The following is an 18,997-nucleotide window of genomic DNA, read 5'->3' on the forward strand; positions in this document are numbered from 1 at the left end:
GACGGCCGCGCAGCGGCACGCTCCATCGGTGCGGTGATGCCGACAACAGTAGGTGATAATGATTTTCATATCCACTAAGGAAGAAAATCATGGCCCCTGAATCGGACACACCTGCGCTGCACGCGCTGGTGGAGGCGAAGCCGGCCCTGTGTTGGTCGCCCGAGCAGATCGCGGCGGGCCGCGCCGTCAGTTCCCCGGCGGCGCTTCGATGCCGATCTCGTACGGGGCGATCTACCTACCGCTCTACGACCCGCGCCGCCGCCAGGCCGTCGACCGCAGTCCCACGCCACTCGCCTGCCGAACTCCTTCCCCGCCCCATCCACGAGGTGTCCCGTTGGATGTGGGCACGAATCCATCAAGGTCACGGTAGACCGATACGGCCACCAGACCCACCTGACCCAGGGCGGCAGCGACCGCTGCCGCCAGGTCGTCGAGACGGCCTTCGGTCAGCAACTGTTCAGCGGACACCCACGCTGGCCAGCGCAGCCCTCTGACCAGGTGTGATGTCGGTAGGCCAGTAGACGTAAGCCACGCCTCCCGAACCGCCCACCACCTGGCCTTTCGCGTTGTAGCGCTTCGTCCTCAGCCAGATGTTCTCGAACTGGCGCCGCTTGTAGACGCGCCGGACCGCAGCGTCGTCAGCGCTGAACGGGTCGTTGGCGATCACGTCGCCGGTCGGGGTGAAACCGACCACGCACATCAGGTGGCCCGCCGTGCCGTAACCGGCGCCGTCGAGTTCCGAGGCGAGGAAGGACTGGGACGTTATCACCGGGATGCCGTGCCGGATCAGCCGTTCCACGTCGTTCAGGGAGCGCAGCCGGGTGATCACCGCCTCCATCTCGTGGTAGCTCGCGGCGTACGCCGCGTTGAACGGCCAGTTGCCGCAGCCCTGGTACTGCCAGTCGTAGGTGTACCGGGCCGCCTGGTCGACCTGCGGGTCGGCGAACGACGGGTTGACCCAGGCCAGTTGGGCGGGGGTGGGTCTGCGCCCCCAGTACTCGACCACCATCTGCGAGGAGGTCGGGCTGCACCATGCCTCGCCGCCGTTGTTGTACTCGGGGTACTGGCCCTTGTGGACCTCCTGTGAGTAGCGCGGCACCCGCAGTTCGTGCCCCGCGCCCTCCCCCGGTTTCGACGCGGGCACCGTGAAGCGGTCCGGTACGGCGGAGGCCATGGCGCCGATCCGCCAGACGATCGGGGTCAGTTGGGTACCCGGCCTGCGGTAGAGGGTCAGCCGCAGCCGGTACGAGGCCAGCCGCAGCCCGCCGGCCGGATTGTCGATGGCGAAGGTGTCGGTGGAGATGCCGCTTTTGCCGTCGTCCTGGCCGTCCACCGAGGTGCGCTTGATGTCGGTGTCCCCGGACGCCCAGCGGCCCATCACGTACCAGGGCGTCGTACCGCCGTCGCTGTAGGTGCCGCTCAACTCGGCCTGGAGCCAGGTGCCTTGCGGGGTGTGCGCGTTCCACGAGGCGACCAGCTCGGTGGCGCCGAACGGCAGGGTGCGCGGCGGGGAGGTCCAGGTGGCGTACTCCCAGGTGCTGGTGGTCTTGGTGTGCGGGTCGGTGTACTCGACGGTGCCGACCGGACGGTCCAGCACGATGCCTGGGCGGCGGCCGGGCAGCGCCCTGGTGCCCCGCCCGGATCCGCAGCGCCAGTCGGTGTACGAGGTCCAGGAGTGGTAGTCCACGGGCGCCGCCTCCGGGCCGGGTGCGGGGGTGGCCGCCGGTCCCTCGGTACCGCGCGGCTCGGCGGACGCATGCGTCGCGGCGCTGGCGGTGGTGGCGGCCAGCGCGGTGACCAGGACGGCGCGGCGGGATGTCGGTCTTCTCATGTGGCGGAACCCCCTTGTCGTTGACGCGTCGGGTCGGTTCTGTCGGACAACTGTCGTACCGGGTGGGGAGGTTGGCCAGCCCCCGCTGTCAGGTGGGCAGTACGACCAGCTCCCGGCCGGTGACGTTGAGCCGTTCGCCGCCGGTCTCGGTGACCACGGCGATGTCCTCGATACGGGCACCGAAGCGGCCCGGCAGATAGATGCCCGGTTCGATGGAGAAGGCCATTCCGGGCTCAAGCGGCCGGTCGCTGCTCGCCACGATGTACGGCTCCTCGTGGGTCTCCAGGCCGATGCCGTGCCCGGTGCGGTGCAGGAAGTGCTCGCCGTATCCGGCGTCCTCGATGATGTCCCGGCCGATCGCGTCGAGTTCCCGCGCGGTGAGCCCGGGCCGTACCGCTTCGGTCTGCGCCTGCTGGGCGCGGCGCAGTACCGCGTACAACTCCCGGAAATCCGGGTCCGGTTCACCGACCGCGTAGGTGCGGGTGGAGTCCGAGCAGTAGCCGTCGGCCGTGGTGCCGCCGATGTCCACGACCACCGGGTCGCCGGCCCTGATCACCCGGTCGGAGACCTCGTGGTGCGGGCTGGCGCCGTTCGGTCCGGCGGCCACGATGACGAAGTCGCAGGTGGCATGGCCCGCCTCGATGATCGCGTCGGCGATGTCCCGGGCCACCTCGCGCTCGGTGCGGCCCGGCCGCAGCCACTCCCCGATCCTGCGGTGCACCCGGTCGATCGCCGCCCCGGCCCGGCGCAGTGCGGCCACCTCGGCCGGGCTCTTGCGCATCCGCAGCTCCCGTAGCACCACACCGGCCAGGCTCTGCTCCGCGTCAGGCAGCGCGGCCCGGAACGCCAGCACCTTCTCCGCCCACATGTGGTCGTCCACCGCGACCCGCGTGGTCCGAGCGGGCAGCCGGTCGGCGACCAGCGCGTAGGGGTCGTCGGTCTCCGCCCAGCCGATGATCTCGACGCCGAGGCCACCGACCGGCGAGGCCTCGGCGGCCGCCTTCTCCAGCGCGGGAACCACCAGCACCGGCTCACCCTGCGCCGGGCACACCAGGCAGGTGAGCCGCTCCAGCGGCAGTGCGTGGTATCCGGTCAGATACCGCAGATCCGGCCCGGGCGAGATCAGCAGCGCGTCCAGTCCGGCCGCGGCGGCGGCCCGGCAGGCTGTGGTGAGCCGGTCGGCCGGGTAGAGGTCCGCGGTGGCGGAGGCATCGTGGGAGTCAGTCACGGCCTTACCGTAAACGCCGCCCGCGCGGGGCGCATCGGGCCCGCGGAAGGACGCGCCGTAGGCTGATCGCGATGGACCAACACCACGCCCGCTCCGCCACGCTGGCCCGGCTCGCCGCCCGGCTGCGTGCTCTGCCGCCGTCCTGCGGCCCGGTGCGGCTGGTCGCGGTGGACGGGCACGCGGGCTCCGGCAAGAGCACCTTCGCCGCCCGGCTGTCCGAGGCACTCGACGGGGCGCCCGTGGTGCATCTGGACGATCTCGCCACCCACGAGGAGTTCTTCGGCTGGACCGGGCGGCTGCGCGAGCAGGTGCTGGAGCCGCTGGGCCGGGGGGTTGCGGCGCGGTACGCGGTGTACGACTGGACCGCGTCCCGGTTTGCCACCTTCGCCCGGGTGCCGTGTGCGCCCGTGGTGCTGATCGAAGGCGTGGGGGCGGGGCGACTGGAGGTACGCCCGTTTCTGGCGGGACTGGTGTGGATGGAGTTTCCCCGGAACCACTCCTGGGAGCGCGGCCGGCATCGCGACGGCCCGGAGCTCCACGGCTTCTGGCAGGGCTGGACGCGGGCCGAGGCCGATCACTTCGCGGCCGATCCGTCTCGTCCTTTCGCCGATCTGCTGGTACTGCAGAGGTCGGATGGATACGAGGTACTACCGGGACCGATGTGCCGATCCTGAACGGCCTTGCTCCTTACGTACGGTGACAGCGCGCGGCCGGTGAGCTGCGAAGGCGAAATGTCTGGCACTAAGTGTCCGATGGCGGCTTGACCTGGGGGGCGTACAGGACTTACGTTCTGAATGCGCGGTCGGCAGCCGACCGCCCGATGACACGAAGCCCCCGGTTGTTCCCCCGTGACCGGGGGCTTCGTCCTGTGCGGGCTAAGCGGAATGCCCTGTTTGTCGGGAACGTTCTCACCCTGTGTCACGGTCGGCCCAGCGCCTTTGGGCGACGGCCGGTTCGCCATGTGTAACCTGAGAGTGCGGTGCGCCGCTCTCTACCCCACGCAACACCGCAGGTACGATGCCGAAGGGGGCGACAGGCCGTCGCGGTCGGTCCGCTCCCACGCCAACTTCCTTGGCGGTTAGGCCCGTTCGACTGCAACACAGTTCGACAGGACCGTTCGCAGGAGTGGCGTTGGCAGGCCACGGGGGGCACGGTTGTGGGGGACCTGATGGACTTCGGTACTGAGCGCTCCGGCGCCCCCGCCGATCTGGCGTGGCTGCGCGCCGTCGACGCCTGCACGGTGGGAGCGTACGCGCAGGCCGAGGAGGAGTTCCGGGCTGCGGTACGGCTCGATCCGGGCATGGCCGACGCCTGGCTGGGACTGCACGCGCTGCGCGCCGACACCTCCACCGCCCTGCTGCGGATGTACCGGCACCGGGACCGGTTCGGCGAGCAGCGCAAACGCCACAGCCGCTCGCTCAACTCCTGGTACTGGCTGGGCTGGTGGGTGCAACCGGTGCTGGAGTCACCGCGCGACCTGCTGCTGGCCCACGCCTCGCACTGGCTGGACGGCCGACATGTGGCCGACCTGGACCGGGCGTTGGCGGAGTGCCCACCGGTGGACACCGATTCGCAGGTCCGCTTCCTGCACGCCTGCCGGGCGTACCTGGTCAAGGACTGGGAGCAGTTGGTCCGGCACACCGAGCCACTGCTGGACGATCCCATACTGGGCATAGAGGCGGGCCTGTTCGGCGGCATGGCCCGGGTACGACTGGAGATGTGCGGGCAGGCGGAGCCGCTGCTGGCCGCCGCGCTGATGCGCTGCCGCAGCGAACTGCCGCAGCGTAAGGAACTGCGCTACTGGCTGGCCCGCGCCTACGAGGGCACCGGCCGCTCCGCCGCCGCGCTGCCGCTGTACCGGGCGGTTCACCGGGTGGACCCCACCTTCATGGACACCGCCGCCCGACTGGCGGCGATCACCGAGGCCGAGGACGGTCTGGACGAGGCCCAGGACCTGGCCACCGTGACACTCGCCGGAGTCGGCCAGTTCGGCCCGGACGGCTCGCCCGACGGCGAGCAGGGCCCGCTCCCCGACCCGGACCCCGGCCGCGCGTCCGACGGCCCTCCGGCGTCCCCCTCCCCCGCTCCCGCCCCGGGGGACGACGACGCGGTACGGGAGAAGGTGGTGCTGCCGGTGGCCCCGATACCGCCGGAGATACCGATGGGCACCCCCGATCCGGTACTACTCGCCAACGCGCTGGCCGAGTTGGAGCGGATGGTCGGTCTGGAACCGGTCAAGCGGCAGGTCAAGGCATTGTCCGCGCAGCTGCGGATGGCCCGGCTACGGGCCGGGCAGGGGCTTCCGGTGCAGCCGCCGAAGCGGCACTTCGTCTTCTCCGGCCCCTCGGGCACCGGCAAGACCACGGTGGCCCGCATTCTCGGCCGGGTCTTCTTCGCCCTCGGACTGCTCGGCGGCGACCACCTGGTGGAGGCCCAACGGGCCGACCTGGTCGGCGAGTTCCTGGGTCAGACGGCGGTCAAGGCCAATGAACTGATCGACTCCGCGCTGGGCGGCGTACTGTTCGTGGACGAGGCGTACAGCCTGTCCAACTCCGGTTACAGCAAGGGCGACGCGTACGGCGAGGAAGCGTTGCAGGTGCTGCTGAAGCGGGCCGAGGACAACCGCGACCGGCTGGTGGTGATCCTCGCCGGGTACCCCGAGGGGATGGACCGGCTGCTCGCCGCCAATCCCGGCCTGAGTTCCCGCTTCACCACCCGGGTGGACTTCCCCAGCTACCGGCCGCTCGAACTGACGAAGATCGGCGAGGTGCTGGCCGCCGAGGGCGGTGACCGCTGGGACGAGGAGGCCCTGGACGAACTGCGCAGCATCGCCGGTCACGTGGTGGCCCAGGACTGGATCGACGAGCTGGGCAACGGGCGCTTCCTGCGCACCCTGTACGAGAAGAGTTGCGCGTACCGCGACTTACGCCTGTCCATGTACGACGGCACGCCGACTCGCGTGGACCTGTCCACGCTTCGACTCCCCGACCTCATGCAGGCGTACGGTGAGGTCCTCTCGGGCCGAGGCCCGGGCCGACCACCGCTGGACTGAGGGCCTTTCACGGGACTGCGGCCCCCTGACCCCCGCTGTGGGTCAGGGGGCCGCAGTCCCCGGGCGTCAGCCCGCCATCGCGGACGGCCGCGGTGACGGTGCGGCCTCGGGGCGCCGGGGCTCGGCGACGATCCGGTGGGCGGGGTCTCGAACCTCGCCGACCAGCATCTCCAGCACGTCCTCCAGCGCCACCAGCCCCAGCGTGCGGCCGTCGGCGTCAGTGACGGCCGCCAGGTGGGACGCCGCGCGCCGCATGGCGGTAAGCGCGTCGTCCAACGGGAGTTCGGCCCGCAGCGTCGTCATCGGACGCCACAGCCTACGCGGCACCGGGCGGTCGCCCTCGTCCGTCTCCTGAAGCTCCAGCACGTCCTTGACGTGCAGATAGCCCAGGAACGCCCCATCAGCCCCGGCCACCGGGAAGCGCGAGTAGCCGGTACGGACGGTGAGTTGCTCGACCTCGTACGGTGTGACCTGCGGCCCCACCGTCACCAGTGCGGACGGCTGCAGCAGTACGTCGGTGACCGGTCGGGTGCCCAACTCCAGGGCGTCCTCAAGGCGTTCCAGGTCACCGGGGTCGAGCAGTCCGGCCTGCCGGGAGTCCGCCAGCAGATAGCTGAGCTGCTCACTGGTGAAGGCCGCCTCGATCTCGTCGCGCGGCTCCACCCGGAACAGCTTCAGCACCAGCCGCGCGCAGGCCCCCAGCACCACGATCACCGGACGGAACAACCGCGCGAAGGCGACCAGTCCGGGGCCCAGCCACAGCGCCGTCTTCTCCGGCGCGGCCATCGCCAGGTTCTTCGGCACCAACTCACCGATGACGAGGTGGAAGAAGACCACGAAGGCGAGCGCGACGACATAGCCGATCGGATGCACCAGCCCCTCGGGCACCCGTAGCGCGGCGAACACCGGCTCCAGCAGTGCCGCGACGGTCGGCTCCGCCACCGCGCCGAGGGTCAACGAGCAGACGGTGACGCCGAACTGCGCGGCGGCCATCATCTGCGGCAGGTTCTCCAGCCCGTGCAGCACGGTACGGGCCCGCCGCTGCCGCTCCGCGAGCGGCTCCACCTGGCTGCGCCGCACCGAGACCATGGCGAACTCGGCGCCCACGAAGAACCCGTTGCCGAGTACCAGCAGTAGCGCGAACAGCAGTTGCAGGAAGCTCATCGCCCCTCCTCCTGCCCGTCACCGGTGCGCACCAGTCGTATCCGCTCGGCCCGGTGGTGCACCACCTCACGCACCCGCAGCTCCCAGCCGGGCAGCCGGGCGATGTCGCCGGGGCGCGGAATACGGCCCAGCAGATCGGCGACCAGTCCGGCCACCGTCTCGTACGGCCCCTGCGGCACTGCCAGCCCGATCCTGGCCAGCACGTCGGCCCGGCAGCTGCCGTCCGCGTCCCAGGCGGGGTGGCCGTCCTGGGCCGTGGCCTGGGCCAGCTCGGGAGTGTCGGCACCCTCGTGGTCGTGCTCGTCACGCACCTCGCCGACCAGTTCCTCCACGATGTCCTCCAGCGTCACCACACCCGCCGTGCCGCCGTACTCGTCGACCACCACCGCCATCGGCTGCTCGTTGCGCAGCCGCTCCAGCAGCGGCTGGACCGGCAGTGTCTCCGGGACCAGCAGCGGCGGCACCGCGATCCGGCCCACGGGCGTGACGGCCCGCAGCGGGGCGGGGACGGCGAGGGCGGCCTTGAGGTGGACCACACCGACCACCTCGTCCAGCCGCTCCCGGTAGACCGGGAAGCGGGACAGGCCGGTGGCCCGGGTGAGGTTGAGCACGTCGGCAGCGGTCGTGGTGTCCTCCAGCGCGCTGACCTTGACCCGTGCGGTCATCACCGACTGGGCGGTCAGCTCACCGAGGTTGATGGTGCGCACGAACAGGTCGGCGGTGTCCTCCTCTATGGCACCGGCCCGCGCCGAGTGTCGGGCCAGCGACACCAGTTCGGTGGGGGTTCGGGCGGACGCCAGCTCGTCTGCCGGCTCCACGCCCAGGGCACGCACCAGCCGGTTGGCCGCCGAGTTGAGCGCCTGGATGACGGGCCGGAAGGCCCGGGAGAAGGCCCGCTGCGGACCGGCCACCATCCGGGCCACCTGCAGCGGCCGGGAGACGGCCCAGTTCTTGGGCACCAGCTCGCCGATGACCATCTGCACCGCCGAGGCGGCGATCATGCCGAGCACCACGCCCACCCCGGGCGCCACCGCGCCCGGCAGCCCGATCGCGGTGAGCGGGCCGGTGAGCAGCCGGGCCAGCGCGGGCTCGGCGAGCATGCCGACCACCAGCGAGGTGATGGTGATGCCCAGCTGGGTGCCGGAGAGCTGGAAGGAGAGCTTGCGCAGGGCCGCGACCACGCTGCGGGCCCGTCGGTCCCCGCCCGCCGCGGCCCGCTCGGCCTCCGGCCGTTCCACGGTGACCAGGCCGAACTCGGCGGCCACGAAGAATCCGTTGGCGAGGATCAGGAGAAGTGCCGCACCGAGCAGCAGGAGGGAACTCATGCCGCCACCACCACGCATGAAGCGTTCACAGCGGAGGCGGCGCAGGTACTACAGGACGATTCGTCCATCGCCGGTTAGATGTCACTCCTTGGATCGTTCCGGTCTCCCCCGCGGCGTAGCGGGGTGGGCGCACACGCGCCATGTACCTCAAGAGTAGTCAAGCGGCGGCGCCCAGGGGGAGGCCCGCCCACGCCATCAGGGCGTTATGTCCGGTTTCACCGGTGGTCGCGACCGCCCGTGCCGTACCCGTCGACCAGCGCCCGCAGCTGTCGGGCGTGCCGTAGCGCCTGCTCCCTGGCCATCCCCGGCTGGATGCCCATGGCGGCCAGGCTGGTGCCGTCGGCGAGGTCGAGGTAGACCCAGGGATCACCCGCACGCAGGTTGACCCGCAGCACTTCGGCCCATTCCAGGCGGCGCTTGGTGGTGAGGTTGACGACGGTCACCCCGCCCCGGTCCGCGACCACCTTGGGGCGGCTGAGCAGCACCAGCAGCGCGAAGATCAGCAGCCCGGTGCTGATCATGGTGGACCGGTCGGTCACCGTCCACGGATCCGGCATCGCCAGGGCGACCACGGTGAACGTGACCAGCATCACACTGCCGACCGACAGCAGCACCGCCCGGGTCCTGGTGGGCCGGAAGGTCACCGGCAGCTCGGGCAGCGGGTCGGAAGCGGGCATCTCGGCGGGCTTCCCGGTACGGGACGAGGCGGCGGTCACAGGCGGCAGGCGTGGATGCCGGTGGTGAGGATGGCCCGGGCCCCCAGCTCGTACAGGTCGTCCATGATCCGCTGGGCCTCGCGGGACGGCACCATGGAGCGGACCGCTACCCAGCCCTCGTGGTGCAGCGGGGAGATCGTCGGCGACTCCAGGCCCGGCGTGAGGGCGACCGCCGCCTCGACCTTCTCGGCACGGATGTCGTAGTCCATCATCACGTACCGCCGGGCCACCAGGACGCCCTGCATACGGCGGAGGAACTGCTGGACCTTGGGGTCCTCGGTGGACGCGCCGGTGCGGCGGATGACCACCGCCTCGGACTCCAGGATCGGCTCGCCGATGATCTCCAGGCCCGCGTTGCGCAGCGTGGTGCCGGTCTCCACGACATCCGCGATGATCTCGGCGACGCCCAGCTGGATGGCGGTCTCCACCGCGCCGTCGAGGTGGACCACTGAGGCGTCCACGCCGTTGTCGGCGAGGTGCTTCTCGACCAGTCCGGCGAAGGAGGTGGCGATCGTCATGCCGCCGAACTCCTTGACGCTGTTGGCGGTGCCCGGACGAGTGGCGTACCGGAAGGTGGAGGCGGCGAAGCCGAGCTGCATGATCTCCTCGGCCTGCGCACCGGAGTCCAGCAGCAGGTCGCGGCCGGTGATGCCGATGTCGAGGCGGCCGGAGCCGACGTACACGGCGATGTCCCGCGGGCGAAGGAAGAAGAACTCGACCTGGTTCTCCGCGTCCACCAGCACCAGTTCCCTGCGGTCCTTGCGCTGCCGGTAGCCGGCCTCATGCAGCATCGCCGACGCAGGCTCGGACAGAGAACCCTTGTTGGGGACGGCGATGCGCAGCATGGGAACGGCTTCCTTCGGTGAGTGCGGGTGGCGTACGGAGGGAAGGTGGCTCACAGGTGAGCGTATACGTCGTCCAGGGAGATTCCCCGGGCGACCATCATCACCTGAAGGTGGTACAGCAGCTGCGAGATCTCTTCGGCGGTGCGGTCGGCGCCCTCGTGCTCGGCGGCCATCCACACCTCAGCGGCTTCCTCGACCACCTTCTTGCCGATGGTGTGCACGCCCGCCTGCACCAGTTCGGCGGTACGGGACGTGCTCGGGTCGCCGCTGGCGGCCTTCCGCTGGAGCTCGGCGAAGAGTTCCTCGAATGTCTTCTTGGCCATGGTGGTCACACTCTACGTGACGGCCCGCCCGTCACCCGCCACCACCCTCAAACGAGGGCGCGTACACGCCCCCTGCGACATCCACCCGTCACCCGCCACCACCCTCAAACGAGGGCGCCGCGCGCCCTTCCGTCGCTGCTAGCGCCAGGGCTCGGAGACCGACCGCAAGGTCGCCGCCGTGGCGATCGCGGCGGTGACCGCCTCATGTCCCTTGTCCTCGGCGGAGCCAGGCAGTCCGGCCCGGTCCAGCGCCTGCGCCTCGGTGTCACAGGTCAACACGCCGAAGCCGATCGGCACTCCGGTGTCCACCGAGACCTGAGTGAGCCCGGCCGTCACTCCCTGGCACACGTAGTCGAAGTGCGGGGTGCCGCCACGGATCACCACGCCGAGGGCCACCACCGCGTCATAGCCGCGACCGGCCAACACCTTGGCCACGACCGGGAGTTCGAAGCTGCCGGGTACCCGCAGCAGGGTCGGCTCGTCGATGCCCAGTTCGTGCAGCGCCCGTAGCGCACCGTCGACCAGACCGTCCATCACCTGCTGGTGCCACTGCGCCGCGACCACGGCCACCCGCAGGTCACCGCAGTTCTTAACGCTCAGCTCTGGGGCGCCCTTACCGCTCACGTCTCTCCTTAGGTGGGGTCCGAGGGACAGTGCCCCCGGGGAAAACTAAACGCCGGTCACTGGTTTCCGCATGCGCCGGTCGGCGCTGCGGCGTCGAGCCACGGCAGTTCATGGCCCATCCGGTCGCGCTTGGTGCGCAGGTACCGCAGATTGTGCTCCCCGGCCTGCACCGGCATCGGCTCCCGGCCGGTGACGCGCAGACCGTGCGCGGTCAACGCCGCCACCTTCTGCGGGTTGTTGGTCATCAGCCGCAGCGACCGCACACCGAGGTCGGCGAGGATCTGGGCACCCGCGGCGTAGTCGCGGGAGTCGGCGGGCAGTCCCAGTTCCAGGTTGGCGTCCAGCGTGTCGCGGCCGCGCTCCTGAAGCTCGTAGGCGCGCAGCTTGTGCAGCAGGCCGATGCCGCGGCCCTCGTGCCCGCGCAGATAGACCACCACGCCGCGGCCCTCGACGGCCACCTTCCGCATCGACTCCTCCAGCTGCGGCCCGCAGTCGCAGCGCAGCGAGTGGAAGACGTCGCCGGTCAGGCATTCGGAGTGCATCCGCACCAGCACGTCCTCGCCCTGACCGACCTCGCCGTACACCAGCGCGATGTGCTCGACACCGTCGGCGGTGCTGCGGTAGCCGTAGGCGCGGAAGTCGCCGAACTCGGTGGGCAGCGCGGTCGTCGCCTCACGGCGCACGGTGGGCTCGCTGGCCCGGCGGTAGGTGATCAGGTCCGCGATGGAGATGATCGCCAGCCCGTGCTTGCGGGCGAACGGCACCAGCTCGGGCAGCCGGGCCATGCTGCCGTCCTCGTTGGCGATCTCGCAGATCGCGGCGGCCGGGCGCAGCCCCGCCAGCCGGGCGAGGTCGACGCCCGCCTCGGTGTGCCCGTCCCGGGTGAGCACGCCGCCGGAGCGGGCGCGCAGCGGGAAGATGTGTCCGGGGCGCACGAAGTCGGTGGCCGCGCTGCCGGGGGCGGCGAGCATCCGCAGGGTGGTGGCGCGGTCGGCGGCGGAGATGCCGGTGCTGGTGCCGTGCTCGGGGGCTGCGTCCACGGAGACGGTGAAGGCGGTGCGCATCGACTCGGTGTTCTGCTGCACCATCTGCGGCAGGTCGAGGCGCTCCAGGTCGGGGGCCTCCAGTGGGGCGCAGATCAGGCCGCGGCACTCGGTCATCATGAAGGCGACGAGTTCGGGCGTGGCGAGCTCCGCGGCGAAGACCAGGTCGCCCTCGTTCTCCCGGTCCTCGTCGTCGACCACCACGACCGGGCGTCCGGCCGCGATGTCGGCGATCGCCCGCTCGACGGGGTCCAGGGCGAAAGTGTCGCCGTCGGCGTCGTACCAGCTCTGCAACGCGGTCATGCTCGGCCCCTTGTGTTCGCTTCTCCGCCCTCGCGGCGCGAAGGTGCGGCTTTCACTGTTGTCTGCGGCCCGGCGGCCGCGAGTGCGACGCTCACGCGACTCCTTCCAGAACGGTCCCGGTGTTCGGAAGCACCCGGGTGCGCAGCCACCAGGCGCGCATGCCCGCGATCACGAGAATGAAGTAGACGCCGTAGACGAGGGCGGAGAAGACCAGCCCGCTGCTGAACGCCAGCGGCACACCGACCAGGTCCACCGCGAGCCAGGCGAACCAGAACTCGACCCAGCCGCGGGCCTGCGCCACCATCGCGGCGAGGGTGCCGACGAATATGTACGCGTCCGGCCAGGGGTTCCAGGACAGCGCCGGGTAGGCCGTGAACAGCCCGCCGACGAGCAGCGTGCCGAGCGCCAACCCGGCCAGCAGCAGGCCGCGTTCCCGCCAGGTGGCGAAGCGCACCGCGACATCGCCCTCGGTGCGCAGCCCCCGCTGCCACCGGCCCCAGCCCCACAACGCCACGACGATGACCACGAGTTGCTTGCCGATACCACCGCTGAGGTGCGCGGTGGCGTACGCGACGACCAGGACCAGCCCGGAGAGCAGCTGTGCGGGCCAGCTCCACACCGAGCGGCGCCAGCCGAGCGCGAGCGCGGCCAGGCCGAGCACGTTGCCGATCATGTCGGACCAGATGACGTGCTGTCCCAGTACGGAGAACGCCTGGCCGGACAGCCAGTGCAGGGCGCTCACTTGGCCACGTCCCCGGTACGGTCGCCCAGCAGCCGCTCGACGTACTTGGCGAGCACGTCCACCTCAAGGTTGACCGGGTCGCCGGGCTGCTTGATGCCGAGCGTGGTCAGCGCGAGGGTGGTCGGGATCAGGCTGACGGTGAAGTGGTCGTCGGCCGCCTCGACCACGGTGAGGCTGATGCCGTCCACCGTGATCGAGCCCTTCTCCACCACGTACCGCGAAAGGGCCTTCGGCAGCGAGACCTTGACGATCTCCCAGTGCTCGGCGGGGGTGCGCTCCACGATGGTCCCGGTGCCGTCGACATGCCCCTGGACGAGGTGGCCGCCGAGCCGCCCGCCGAGCGCCATCGGCCGCTCAAGGTTGACCCGGGAGCCGGTGCGCAGCGCGCCCAGGCTGGAGCGGTGCAACGTTTCGGCCATCACATCGGCGGTGAAGGCGCCGTCCGCGGTCTCCACGACCGTGAGGCAGACGCCGTTGACCGCGATCGAGTCGCCGTGCTTGGCGTCTTCGGTGACTACCGGGCCGCGCAGGGTGAAGCGGGACGCGTCACCCAGGTCCGCCACGGCGACGACCTCGCCCAGTTCTTCGACGATTCCGGTGAACACTCAGTTCTCCTCGGCAGCTTCGGCATCGGGGTGGGCCCGCAGGGCCCTCGATGAGGGGTGGTGGTCGGGCGACGGGTGGGACCGAACCAGGTGGTCGGGTGACGGGTAGGCGGTGATGCGGATGTCGGGGCCGATGGGTTGCAGGTCGGCCACATCGAGCCGCAACGCCCGTTCGATGGTGGGGATTCCGGCGTCGGCGAGGGCGGCGGGCCCGGCGCCGAGCAGTGCGGGTGCGAGGTAGCCGATGACCTTGTCCACCACCCCGGCGGCCAGGAAGGCCCCGGCGAGGGTGGGTCCGCCCTCCAGCAGCACGGACCGAACGTCGCGCTGGTACAACGCGCTGAGCAGGGCGTGCGGGTCGAGACCGCGGCCGTCGGCGGCGCGCGGCAGGCGGAGCACCTCTGCCTTGAGGTGGTCGGTGTCGGCGTCCTGGGCGACCGCCACCACGGTGGGCGCGGCCGAGTCCAGTACGCGTGCGTCGGGGCTGATGGTGGCTTCGGTGTCCACCACGACCCGCAGCGGCTGGGTGATGTCACCGTCGACGCCGCGCACCGCGAGCTGCGGGTCGTCGGCGCGCAGGGTGCCGGAGCCGACCAGCACCGCGTCGGACTCGGCGCGCAGGCGGTGCACCTCGGCCCTGGCCTGGGGTGCGGTGATCCAGCGGCTGGTGCCGTCGGCGGCGGCGCTGCGGCCGTCCAGCGTGGCGGCGTACTTCCAGGTCACGAAGGGACGCTGGCGGGGGGTGGCGGTCAGCCATGCCTCGTTGCCGCGGGCCGCGGCGTCGGCGAGCAGTCCGCCCTCCACGTCGATGCCCGCGGCGCGCAGGGTGGCGGCGCCGCCGGTGGCGGTGGGGGTGGGGTCGGCGACGGCGTAGACGACCCGGGCGACTCCGGCGGCGATCAGCGCCTGGGCGCAGGGGCCGGTGCGGCCGGTGTGGTTGCAGGGCTCCAGGGTGACGACCGCGGTTCCGCCGTGGGCCCGCCCGGCCGCGGCGCGCAGTGCGTGCACCTCGGCGTGCGGCCCGCCGGCCCGCTGGTGCCAGCCCTCTCCGGCGACCTCGCCGTCCGGATCGAGGATGACGCAGCCGACGACCGGGTTGGGGCTGGTGGAGCCGAGCCCACGGGCGGCGAGCACAACGGCCCGCTGCATCGCGAGGGCTTCAACTGCGGTGGCCACCGGGTCCTCCTGCCTCTTCGGGCGGACTCCGGGGCTCAGTCGGGACGCGTACGGGCGAGAACGCCTCGTACGGGCAAATACACCGGGCCACACCGTGGTCGGCAATGCGCCGCCGCGAGTACGAACGCTGGCGGGGCCGCCGAAGACGGCGTACCGGTGGATCCCGCGCGCACTGCCTCCCATCCGGACTTTAACCGTCGGTCCAGGAATTTCACCTGGTCAACCGGCCGCTGGTTGCGGACGGGTCGCGGACTGTAACCGCCGGTTCGGACTTTCACCGACCCCGGAGTGCGCTTTGTCACTGGTACAGCTTCAGTCTGCCACGGCTGATCGGGAACTATGCGGGCGAGGCCCTGTGGCTTGAGTCACAGGATGGATGCGGAACGTGAAGGTCCGATTCGCTGGGCCGAAGCGACCCCACGGCGGCCCGGCTCGCCGGTCGCTCAGCCCGTGACCGGATCGGGCTGTTCCGGTGCGGGGCGCAGCGCGTTGACATCGCCGCCGGGTGGGGTGCGCAGCCTGGACAGCGCGGCGCGCACGGCCCGGTCTCCCACGTCGGCGGCGTCCACGAACAAGGCGGTTGGAGCGTAGAGCCATTGCCGCCGCGCGGGCAGTGGTGCGGACATGACGAGAGCACGACGGCTTGGGGACGGCCGGGCGCAGATCGGCACTGACAGACTGGTTGACGTGCGGACATCCCCCGCCGAGCCGCTGACCGGGGGCCCACCGCGCGAGCACTGCCTGCGACGGGAGCGTTGATGAGCGAATGGCGCTGCACCGGGATGTCGTGGCGCGCCACGGGTCCGGTGCTGGGCTGGTCCTCGGCGACCGCCGGTGAGCGCGAACGGCCGCTGGTGCTGGGCGAGTCGCTCGCCTTCGCCGCTGGTGGGGACCGCCGCTGCAGCGGTGTGCGGCGAGCCGGGCGGCGCCTCAGGTGCCCGTGGCAGGCCACGGTGCCCGACGGCGCCGTCTGCGGGCAGTGCCCGGACTGCTCGGCCGTCGACCGCTCCTCCTCGGTCGCCGCCGACACCGCCTTCGACGACCGGCGCCCGTTCCGCCTGTACCTGGCGTGGTTCGGCCCCGGCCTGCTGAAGCTCGGCATCACCGCCGCCGAACGGGGCCACAACCGGCTACGTGAACAGGGCGCCCTCGCCCACACCTGGCTCGGCCAGGGTCCCCTGGCCGCCGCCCGCCGCGCGGAGGCGTCCCTCGGCCCGGCCCTGGGCATACCCGACCGCGTCCGCCACGCCACCAAACTCGCCGCCCGTATGGCCGCGTCTGACCCCGCCGACCGGACGCGGGAGATGGCGACCGCCCATGAGTGCGCGGTCTCCTGCGCGGCCTGGCCGGAGACCCTGCACGACCTCCCGCTGGGGATCACCGACCACACCCCCGCCTACGGCCTGGACCTGGCCTCCCCACCGCTCCCCCACGCGGAGATCAGCCACCTCTCCCCCGGCAGCACCGTGGCGGGCGCCCTGACCTCGCTGGTGGGCACGGACGCGTATCTCAGCACCGGATCAGGGCTGTTCACACTCGACCTGCGCCTGCTCTCCGGCTGGCCCCTCACGTCCGCGTCCCCCACCGACCGCACCACCGCGCCGACCCGGCCGCTCGGACCGCGCGAAGGAGACCAGGACGCCTTGTTCTGAGGGCACTTCGCGGCGCCGCGGTAGCCGCTCATTCCGGCTTTGTCGTCGTCCGGTCGTAGTCGCTCGTGCCGGCGTCGAGGAGGGGCATCCGGCGTTGGGCGGCGGCGCGGGAGAGCCAGCGCAGGGCGTGGTAGCCGGTGAGGACGATGAGCGTGCCCAGGGCGATGCCGTTGAGCTCGAAGTGGTTGGTGATCTTGAGCGAGACACCGCCGATGGCGATGATGACTCCGGAGGCGGCCGGGACGAGGTTCAGCGGAACGGCGAAGTCCACCTTGTTGCGGACCCAGATCTGGGCGCCCAGCAGGCCGATCATGCCGTAGAGGATCACCGTGATCCCGCCCAGCACGCCGCCGGGGATCGCCGCCACCATGGCGCCGAACTTCGGGCAGAGGCCGAAGAGCAGAGCGAAGGCCGCCGCCGCGGAGTAGGCGGCGGTGGAGTAGACCCGGGTCGCCGCCATGACCCCGATGTTCTCCGCGTAGGTGGTGGTCGCCGGACCGCCGACGGCGGTGGAGAGCATGGTGGCCGTACCGTCCGCCGCGATGGCCATGCCCATCTTGTCCTCCAGCGGGTCCCCCGTCATCTCCCCGACCGCCTTGACGTGGCCCGCGTTCTCGGCCACCAGGGCCACCAGGACGGGAAGGGCGACGAGGATCGCCGAGGCCGAGAAGTCGGGGGCGTGGAAGTGCGGCAGACCGATCCAGTGCGCCTTGGCCACTCCGGAGAAGTCGATGCGCCAGTGGTCGGTGATCTGACCACTGCCATTGGCCGAATGGATCCTTCCGGTGGTGCGGTCGAGCACCCAGGAGAGCGCGTAGCCGAAGACCAGGCCGAGGAAGATCGCGATCCGCGACCAGAAGCCGCGCAGTACGACCAGCGCCAGCCCCGTGAACAGCATGGTCAGCAGTGCCGTCCACTGGTCCTGCGGCCAGTAGGTGCTGGCCGTGACCGGGGCCAGATTGAAGCCGATGAGCATCACGACCGCCCCGGTGACCGCTGGCGGCAGCACCGCGTGGATGACCCGGGCGCCGAGCACCTGGATGGCGATGCCGCACCCGGCCAGGCAGGCCCCCACCACCAGCATCGAGCCGGTCAGCGTCCCGGCGTTGCCGCCCTGACGCGCGATCACCGCGGACACGCCGACGAAGGAGAGCGAGGAGCCGAGGTAGCTGGGGATGCGGCCCCGCGTCATCACCAGGAACAGCACGGTCGCCACGCCGGACGCCATCAGGGCCAGGCTCGGATCGAGCCCCATCAGTACCGGGGCGACGAAGCAGGCGCCGATCATCGAGACGACGTGCTGGGCGCCCAGGGCGATCGTGCGCCCCCAACTCAGCCGCTCCCCCGGTTTGACGACCTCGCCGGGCGCCAGGTGCCTGCCATCACCATGCAGCTTCCAGCCGAAGCCGGTCATCGATCACGCTCCGTCCACTACGCTCCGGGCGACGAAGCATACGACGGCGCGGCGCGCCGGCACGGTCAGTTGGTGCTGGCGGCGAAGTCCTCGAGGCCGACCACGCGCAGCAGCCGAAGCCGCTCGTACGAGTCGCTGCCGGGGCGCGCGGTGTAGACGATCAGCCGCTGGCCGCCCTCCTCGCTGAGCAGCGCCTCGCGCGCCAACTCCAGTGCGCCGACGACCGGATGGCGCAGCCGCAGGCTGTTCCGGTGCCGTGGTGCAGGCTCGGGGTGGTCCCACAGGTCGGCGAACTCCGGGCTCGCCGTGCGCAGCCGGGCGACCAGCGCGGCGGCCCTGGCGTCCTGGTGGCGTGCCGCCAACGCCGTCCGCAACCGGGCGACATGGGCCCGGGAGTGGGCCAACAGGTCCGGCGGGGCGAGGAGTTCCCGGGCGGCGGGGTCGGTGAAGTGCCGGAGGATGATGTTCCGCCGCTCTGGCGGGAGGTTCGAGTCATCGCCGAGCAGCGCCGCCGCCAGTGCGTTGCGGGCCAGCACATCGCCGATGCCGTTCACCACCTGGGCGGGGGTGTCGGCCAGGCGGTCCAGGATCAACAGCATTCCCGGGCTGACGTGTTCGCCGGAACCACGGTCGTCCGGCGGCTCCTCCCCCGCCAACCTGAACAGATGGTCCCGTTCGCCGTCGGTCAGCCGCAGTGCCCGGGACAGCGCGGCCAGGACCCGGCGCGACGGACGAGGCGCGCGGCCCTGTTCCAGCCGGGTGTAGTAGTCGGCGGACATGTCGGCCAGCCGGGCCACCTCCTCCCGCCGCAGTCCGGGGGTCCGGCGGCGCGGCCCCGCCGCCAGCCCGACGTCCACGGGCGCGAGCCCGGCACGGCGGCGGCGCAGGAAGTCGGCGAGAGCGGTGCGGTCCACATGTTCAGGATGCGCGGCACCGAAGACCGTATCCAGGGTG

At 71.4% G+C, this 18,997-nt stretch carries 18 protein-coding genes and 1 riboswitch; of the genes, 3 read left to right on the forward strand and 15 right to left on the reverse strand.

Annotated features, from left to right (window positions below):
* Positions 1–457: 457 nt before the first annotated feature.
* Positions 458–1,831: a C39 family peptidase gene (locus P3G67_RS06155; RefSeq protein ID WP_276092559.1), complete on the reverse strand. Its 1,374-nt coding sequence runs from the start codon at positions 1,829–1,831 to the stop codon at positions 458–460.
* An 88-nt stretch (positions 1,832–1,919) separates the two neighbouring features.
* On the reverse strand, positions 1,920–3,059 hold the full coding sequence (locus P3G67_RS06160) for a M24 family metallopeptidase (RefSeq protein ID WP_276092560.1): 1,140 nt from the start codon (positions 3,057–3,059) through the stop codon (positions 1,920–1,922).
* Positions 3,060–3,130: 71 nt separating this feature from the next.
* On the opposite strand from P3G67_RS06160, the gene P3G67_RS06165 reads away from it, so the two are divergent.
* Positions 3,131–3,733 (forward strand): uridine kinase family protein, encoded by a 603-nt coding sequence (locus tag P3G67_RS06165; protein ID WP_276092561.1) that lies wholly within the window; start codon positions 3,131–3,133, stop codon positions 3,731–3,733.
* A 494-nt stretch (positions 3,734–4,227) separates the two neighbouring features.
* Positions 4,228–6,111, forward strand: coding sequence for an AAA family ATPase (locus P3G67_RS06170; protein ID WP_276092562.1), 1,884 nt, complete (start codon positions 4,228–4,230; stop codon positions 6,109–6,111).
* A gap of 66 nt (positions 6,112–6,177) precedes the next feature.
* Here the strand turns inward: P3G67_RS06170 and P3G67_RS06175 are convergent, their stop codons facing one another.
* From P3G67_RS06175 to P3G67_RS06225, 11 genes are all read right to left on the reverse strand, one after another.
* Positions 6,178–7,275: a hemolysin family protein gene (locus P3G67_RS06175; RefSeq protein ID WP_276092563.1), complete on the reverse strand. Its 1,098-nt coding sequence runs from the start codon at positions 7,273–7,275 to the stop codon at positions 6,178–6,180.
* Positions 7,272–8,600, reverse strand: a complete 1,329-nt coding sequence (locus P3G67_RS06180) for a hemolysin family protein (RefSeq protein ID WP_276092564.1) — start codon at positions 8,598–8,600, stop codon at positions 7,272–7,274. The genes P3G67_RS06175 and P3G67_RS06180 overlap by 4 nt, the downstream gene beginning before the upstream one ends.
* A 215-nt stretch (positions 8,601–8,815) precedes the next feature.
* Entirely contained in the window at positions 8,816–9,277 is a 462-nt protein-coding gene (locus tag P3G67_RS06185; RefSeq protein WP_276092565.1) for a PH domain-containing protein, read from the reverse strand.
* 35 nt (positions 9,278–9,312) lie between these two features.
* Complete coding sequence (gene hisG, locus P3G67_RS06190) at positions 9,313–10,161, reverse strand: ATP phosphoribosyltransferase (protein WP_269854858.1); 849 nt, start codon at positions 10,159–10,161, stop codon at positions 9,313–9,315.
* Between the two features lie 50 nt (positions 10,162–10,211).
* Positions 10,212–10,484, reverse strand: a complete 273-nt coding sequence (locus P3G67_RS06195) for a phosphoribosyl-ATP diphosphatase (RefSeq protein ID WP_276092566.1) — start codon at positions 10,482–10,484, stop codon at positions 10,212–10,214.
* 138 nt (positions 10,485–10,622) lie between these two features.
* A complete protein-coding gene (gene ribH, locus P3G67_RS06200) occupies positions 10,623–11,108 on the reverse strand; it encodes a 6,7-dimethyl-8-ribityllumazine synthase (RefSeq protein ID WP_269854860.1) in 486 nt (161 codons plus the stop codon).
* A 56-nt stretch (positions 11,109–11,164) separates the two neighbouring features.
* Positions 11,165–12,454, reverse strand: a complete 1,290-nt coding sequence (locus P3G67_RS06205) for a bifunctional 3,4-dihydroxy-2-butanone-4-phosphate synthase/GTP cyclohydrolase II (protein ID WP_276092567.1) — start codon at positions 12,452–12,454, stop codon at positions 11,165–11,167.
* 91 nt (positions 12,455–12,545) lie between these two features.
* Positions 12,546–13,196: a nicotinamide mononucleotide transporter family protein gene (locus P3G67_RS06210; RefSeq protein ID WP_269854862.1), complete on the reverse strand. Its 651-nt coding sequence runs from the start codon at positions 13,194–13,196 to the stop codon at positions 12,546–12,548.
* Positions 13,193–13,801 carry a riboflavin synthase gene (locus tag P3G67_RS06215; protein WP_276092568.1) on the reverse strand — a complete coding sequence of 203 codons (609 nt, stop codon included), beginning with the start codon at positions 13,799–13,801 and terminating at the stop codon, positions 13,193–13,195. The genes P3G67_RS06210 and P3G67_RS06215 overlap by 4 nt, the downstream gene beginning before the upstream one ends.
* Positions 13,802–14,950 (reverse strand): bifunctional diaminohydroxyphosphoribosylaminopyrimidine deaminase/5-amino-6-(5-phosphoribosylamino)uracil reductase RibD, encoded by a 1,149-nt coding sequence (ribD, locus tag P3G67_RS06220; protein ID WP_391858216.1) that lies wholly within the window; start codon positions 14,948–14,950, stop codon positions 13,802–13,804. It lies immediately after the preceding gene.
* A 192-nt stretch (positions 14,951–15,142) separates the two neighbouring features.
* Positions 15,143–15,273: riboswitch (FMN riboswitch) on the reverse strand.
* Positions 15,274–15,420: 147 nt separating this feature from the next.
* On the reverse strand, positions 15,421–15,603 hold the full coding sequence (locus P3G67_RS06225; RefSeq protein ID WP_276092570.1) for a hypothetical protein: 183 nt from the start codon (positions 15,601–15,603) through the stop codon (positions 15,421–15,423).
* A gap of 132 nt (positions 15,604–15,735) precedes the next feature.
* Between P3G67_RS06225 and P3G67_RS06230 the strand changes: the two genes are divergently transcribed.
* Positions 15,736–16,629, forward strand: a complete 894-nt coding sequence (locus P3G67_RS06230; protein WP_276092571.1) for a DUF2797 domain-containing protein — start codon at positions 15,736–15,738, stop codon at positions 16,627–16,629.
* 28 nt (positions 16,630–16,657) lie between these two features.
* Here the strand turns inward: P3G67_RS06230 and P3G67_RS06235 are convergent, their stop codons facing one another.
* Both P3G67_RS06235 and P3G67_RS06240 read right to left on the reverse strand, forming a co-directional pair.
* Complete coding sequence (locus P3G67_RS06235; RefSeq protein WP_276092572.1) at positions 16,658–18,043, reverse strand: uracil-xanthine permease family protein; 1,386 nt, start codon at positions 18,041–18,043, stop codon at positions 16,658–16,660.
* A 65-nt stretch (positions 18,044–18,108) separates the two neighbouring features.
* Positions 18,109–18,957 (reverse strand): helix-turn-helix transcriptional regulator, encoded by an 849-nt coding sequence (locus P3G67_RS06240; protein WP_276092573.1) that lies wholly within the window; start codon positions 18,955–18,957, stop codon positions 18,109–18,111.
* Between the last annotated feature and the right edge of the window lie 40 nt (positions 18,958–18,997).

It is taken from the genome of Streptomyces silvisoli, from assembly GCF_029269905.1.
GTDB classification, from domain to species: Bacteria; Actinomycetota; Actinomycetes; order Streptomycetales; family Streptomycetaceae; genus Streptantibioticus_A; species Streptantibioticus_A silvisoli_A.

Bases quoted from the DNA above. Each gene is read 5' to 3' on its own strand.
- P3G67_RS06170 (WP_276092562.1), top strand. From the start codon at position 4,228: ATGGACTTCGGTACTGAGCGCTCCGGCGCCCCCGCCGATCTGGCGTGG.
- P3G67_RS06235 (WP_276092572.1), bottom strand. From the start codon at position 18,043: ATGACCGGCTTCGGCTGGAAGCTGCATGGTGATGGCAGGCACCTGGCG.
- ribD (WP_391858216.1), bottom strand. From the start codon at position 14,950: ATGCAGCGGGCCGTTGTGCTCGCCGCCCGTGGGCTCGGCTCCACCAGC.
- P3G67_RS06175 (WP_276092563.1), bottom strand. From the start codon at position 7,275: ATGAGCTTCCTGCAACTGCTGTTCGCGCTACTGCTGGTACTCGGCAAC.
- P3G67_RS06180 (WP_276092564.1), bottom strand. From the start codon at position 8,600: ATGAGTTCCCTCCTGCTGCTCGGTGCGGCACTTCTCCTGATCCTCGCC.
- P3G67_RS06205 (WP_276092567.1), bottom strand. From the start codon at position 12,454: ATGACCGCGTTGCAGAGCTGGTACGACGCCGACGGCGACACTTTCGCC.
- P3G67_RS06165 (WP_276092561.1), top strand. From the start codon at position 3,131: ATGGACCAACACCACGCCCGCTCCGCCACGCTGGCCCGGCTCGCCGCC.
- P3G67_RS06230 (WP_276092571.1), top strand. From the start codon at position 15,736: ATGAGCGAATGGCGCTGCACCGGGATGTCGTGGCGCGCCACGGGTCCG.
- P3G67_RS06195 (WP_276092566.1), bottom strand. From the start codon at position 10,484: ATGGCCAAGAAGACATTCGAGGAACTCTTCGCCGAGCTCCAGCGGAAG.
- hisG (WP_269854858.1), bottom strand. From the start codon at position 10,161: ATGCTGCGCATCGCCGTCCCCAACAAGGGTTCTCTGTCCGAGCCTGCG.
- P3G67_RS06155 (WP_276092559.1), bottom strand. From the start codon at position 1,831: ATGAGAAGACCGACATCCCGCCGCGCCGTCCTGGTCACCGCGCTGGCC.
- P3G67_RS06185 (WP_276092565.1), bottom strand. From the start codon at position 9,277: ATGCCCGCTTCCGACCCGCTGCCCGAGCTGCCGGTGACCTTCCGGCCC.
- P3G67_RS06225 (WP_276092570.1), bottom strand. From the start codon at position 15,603: ATGTCCGCACCACTGCCCGCGCGGCGGCAATGGCTCTACGCTCCAACC.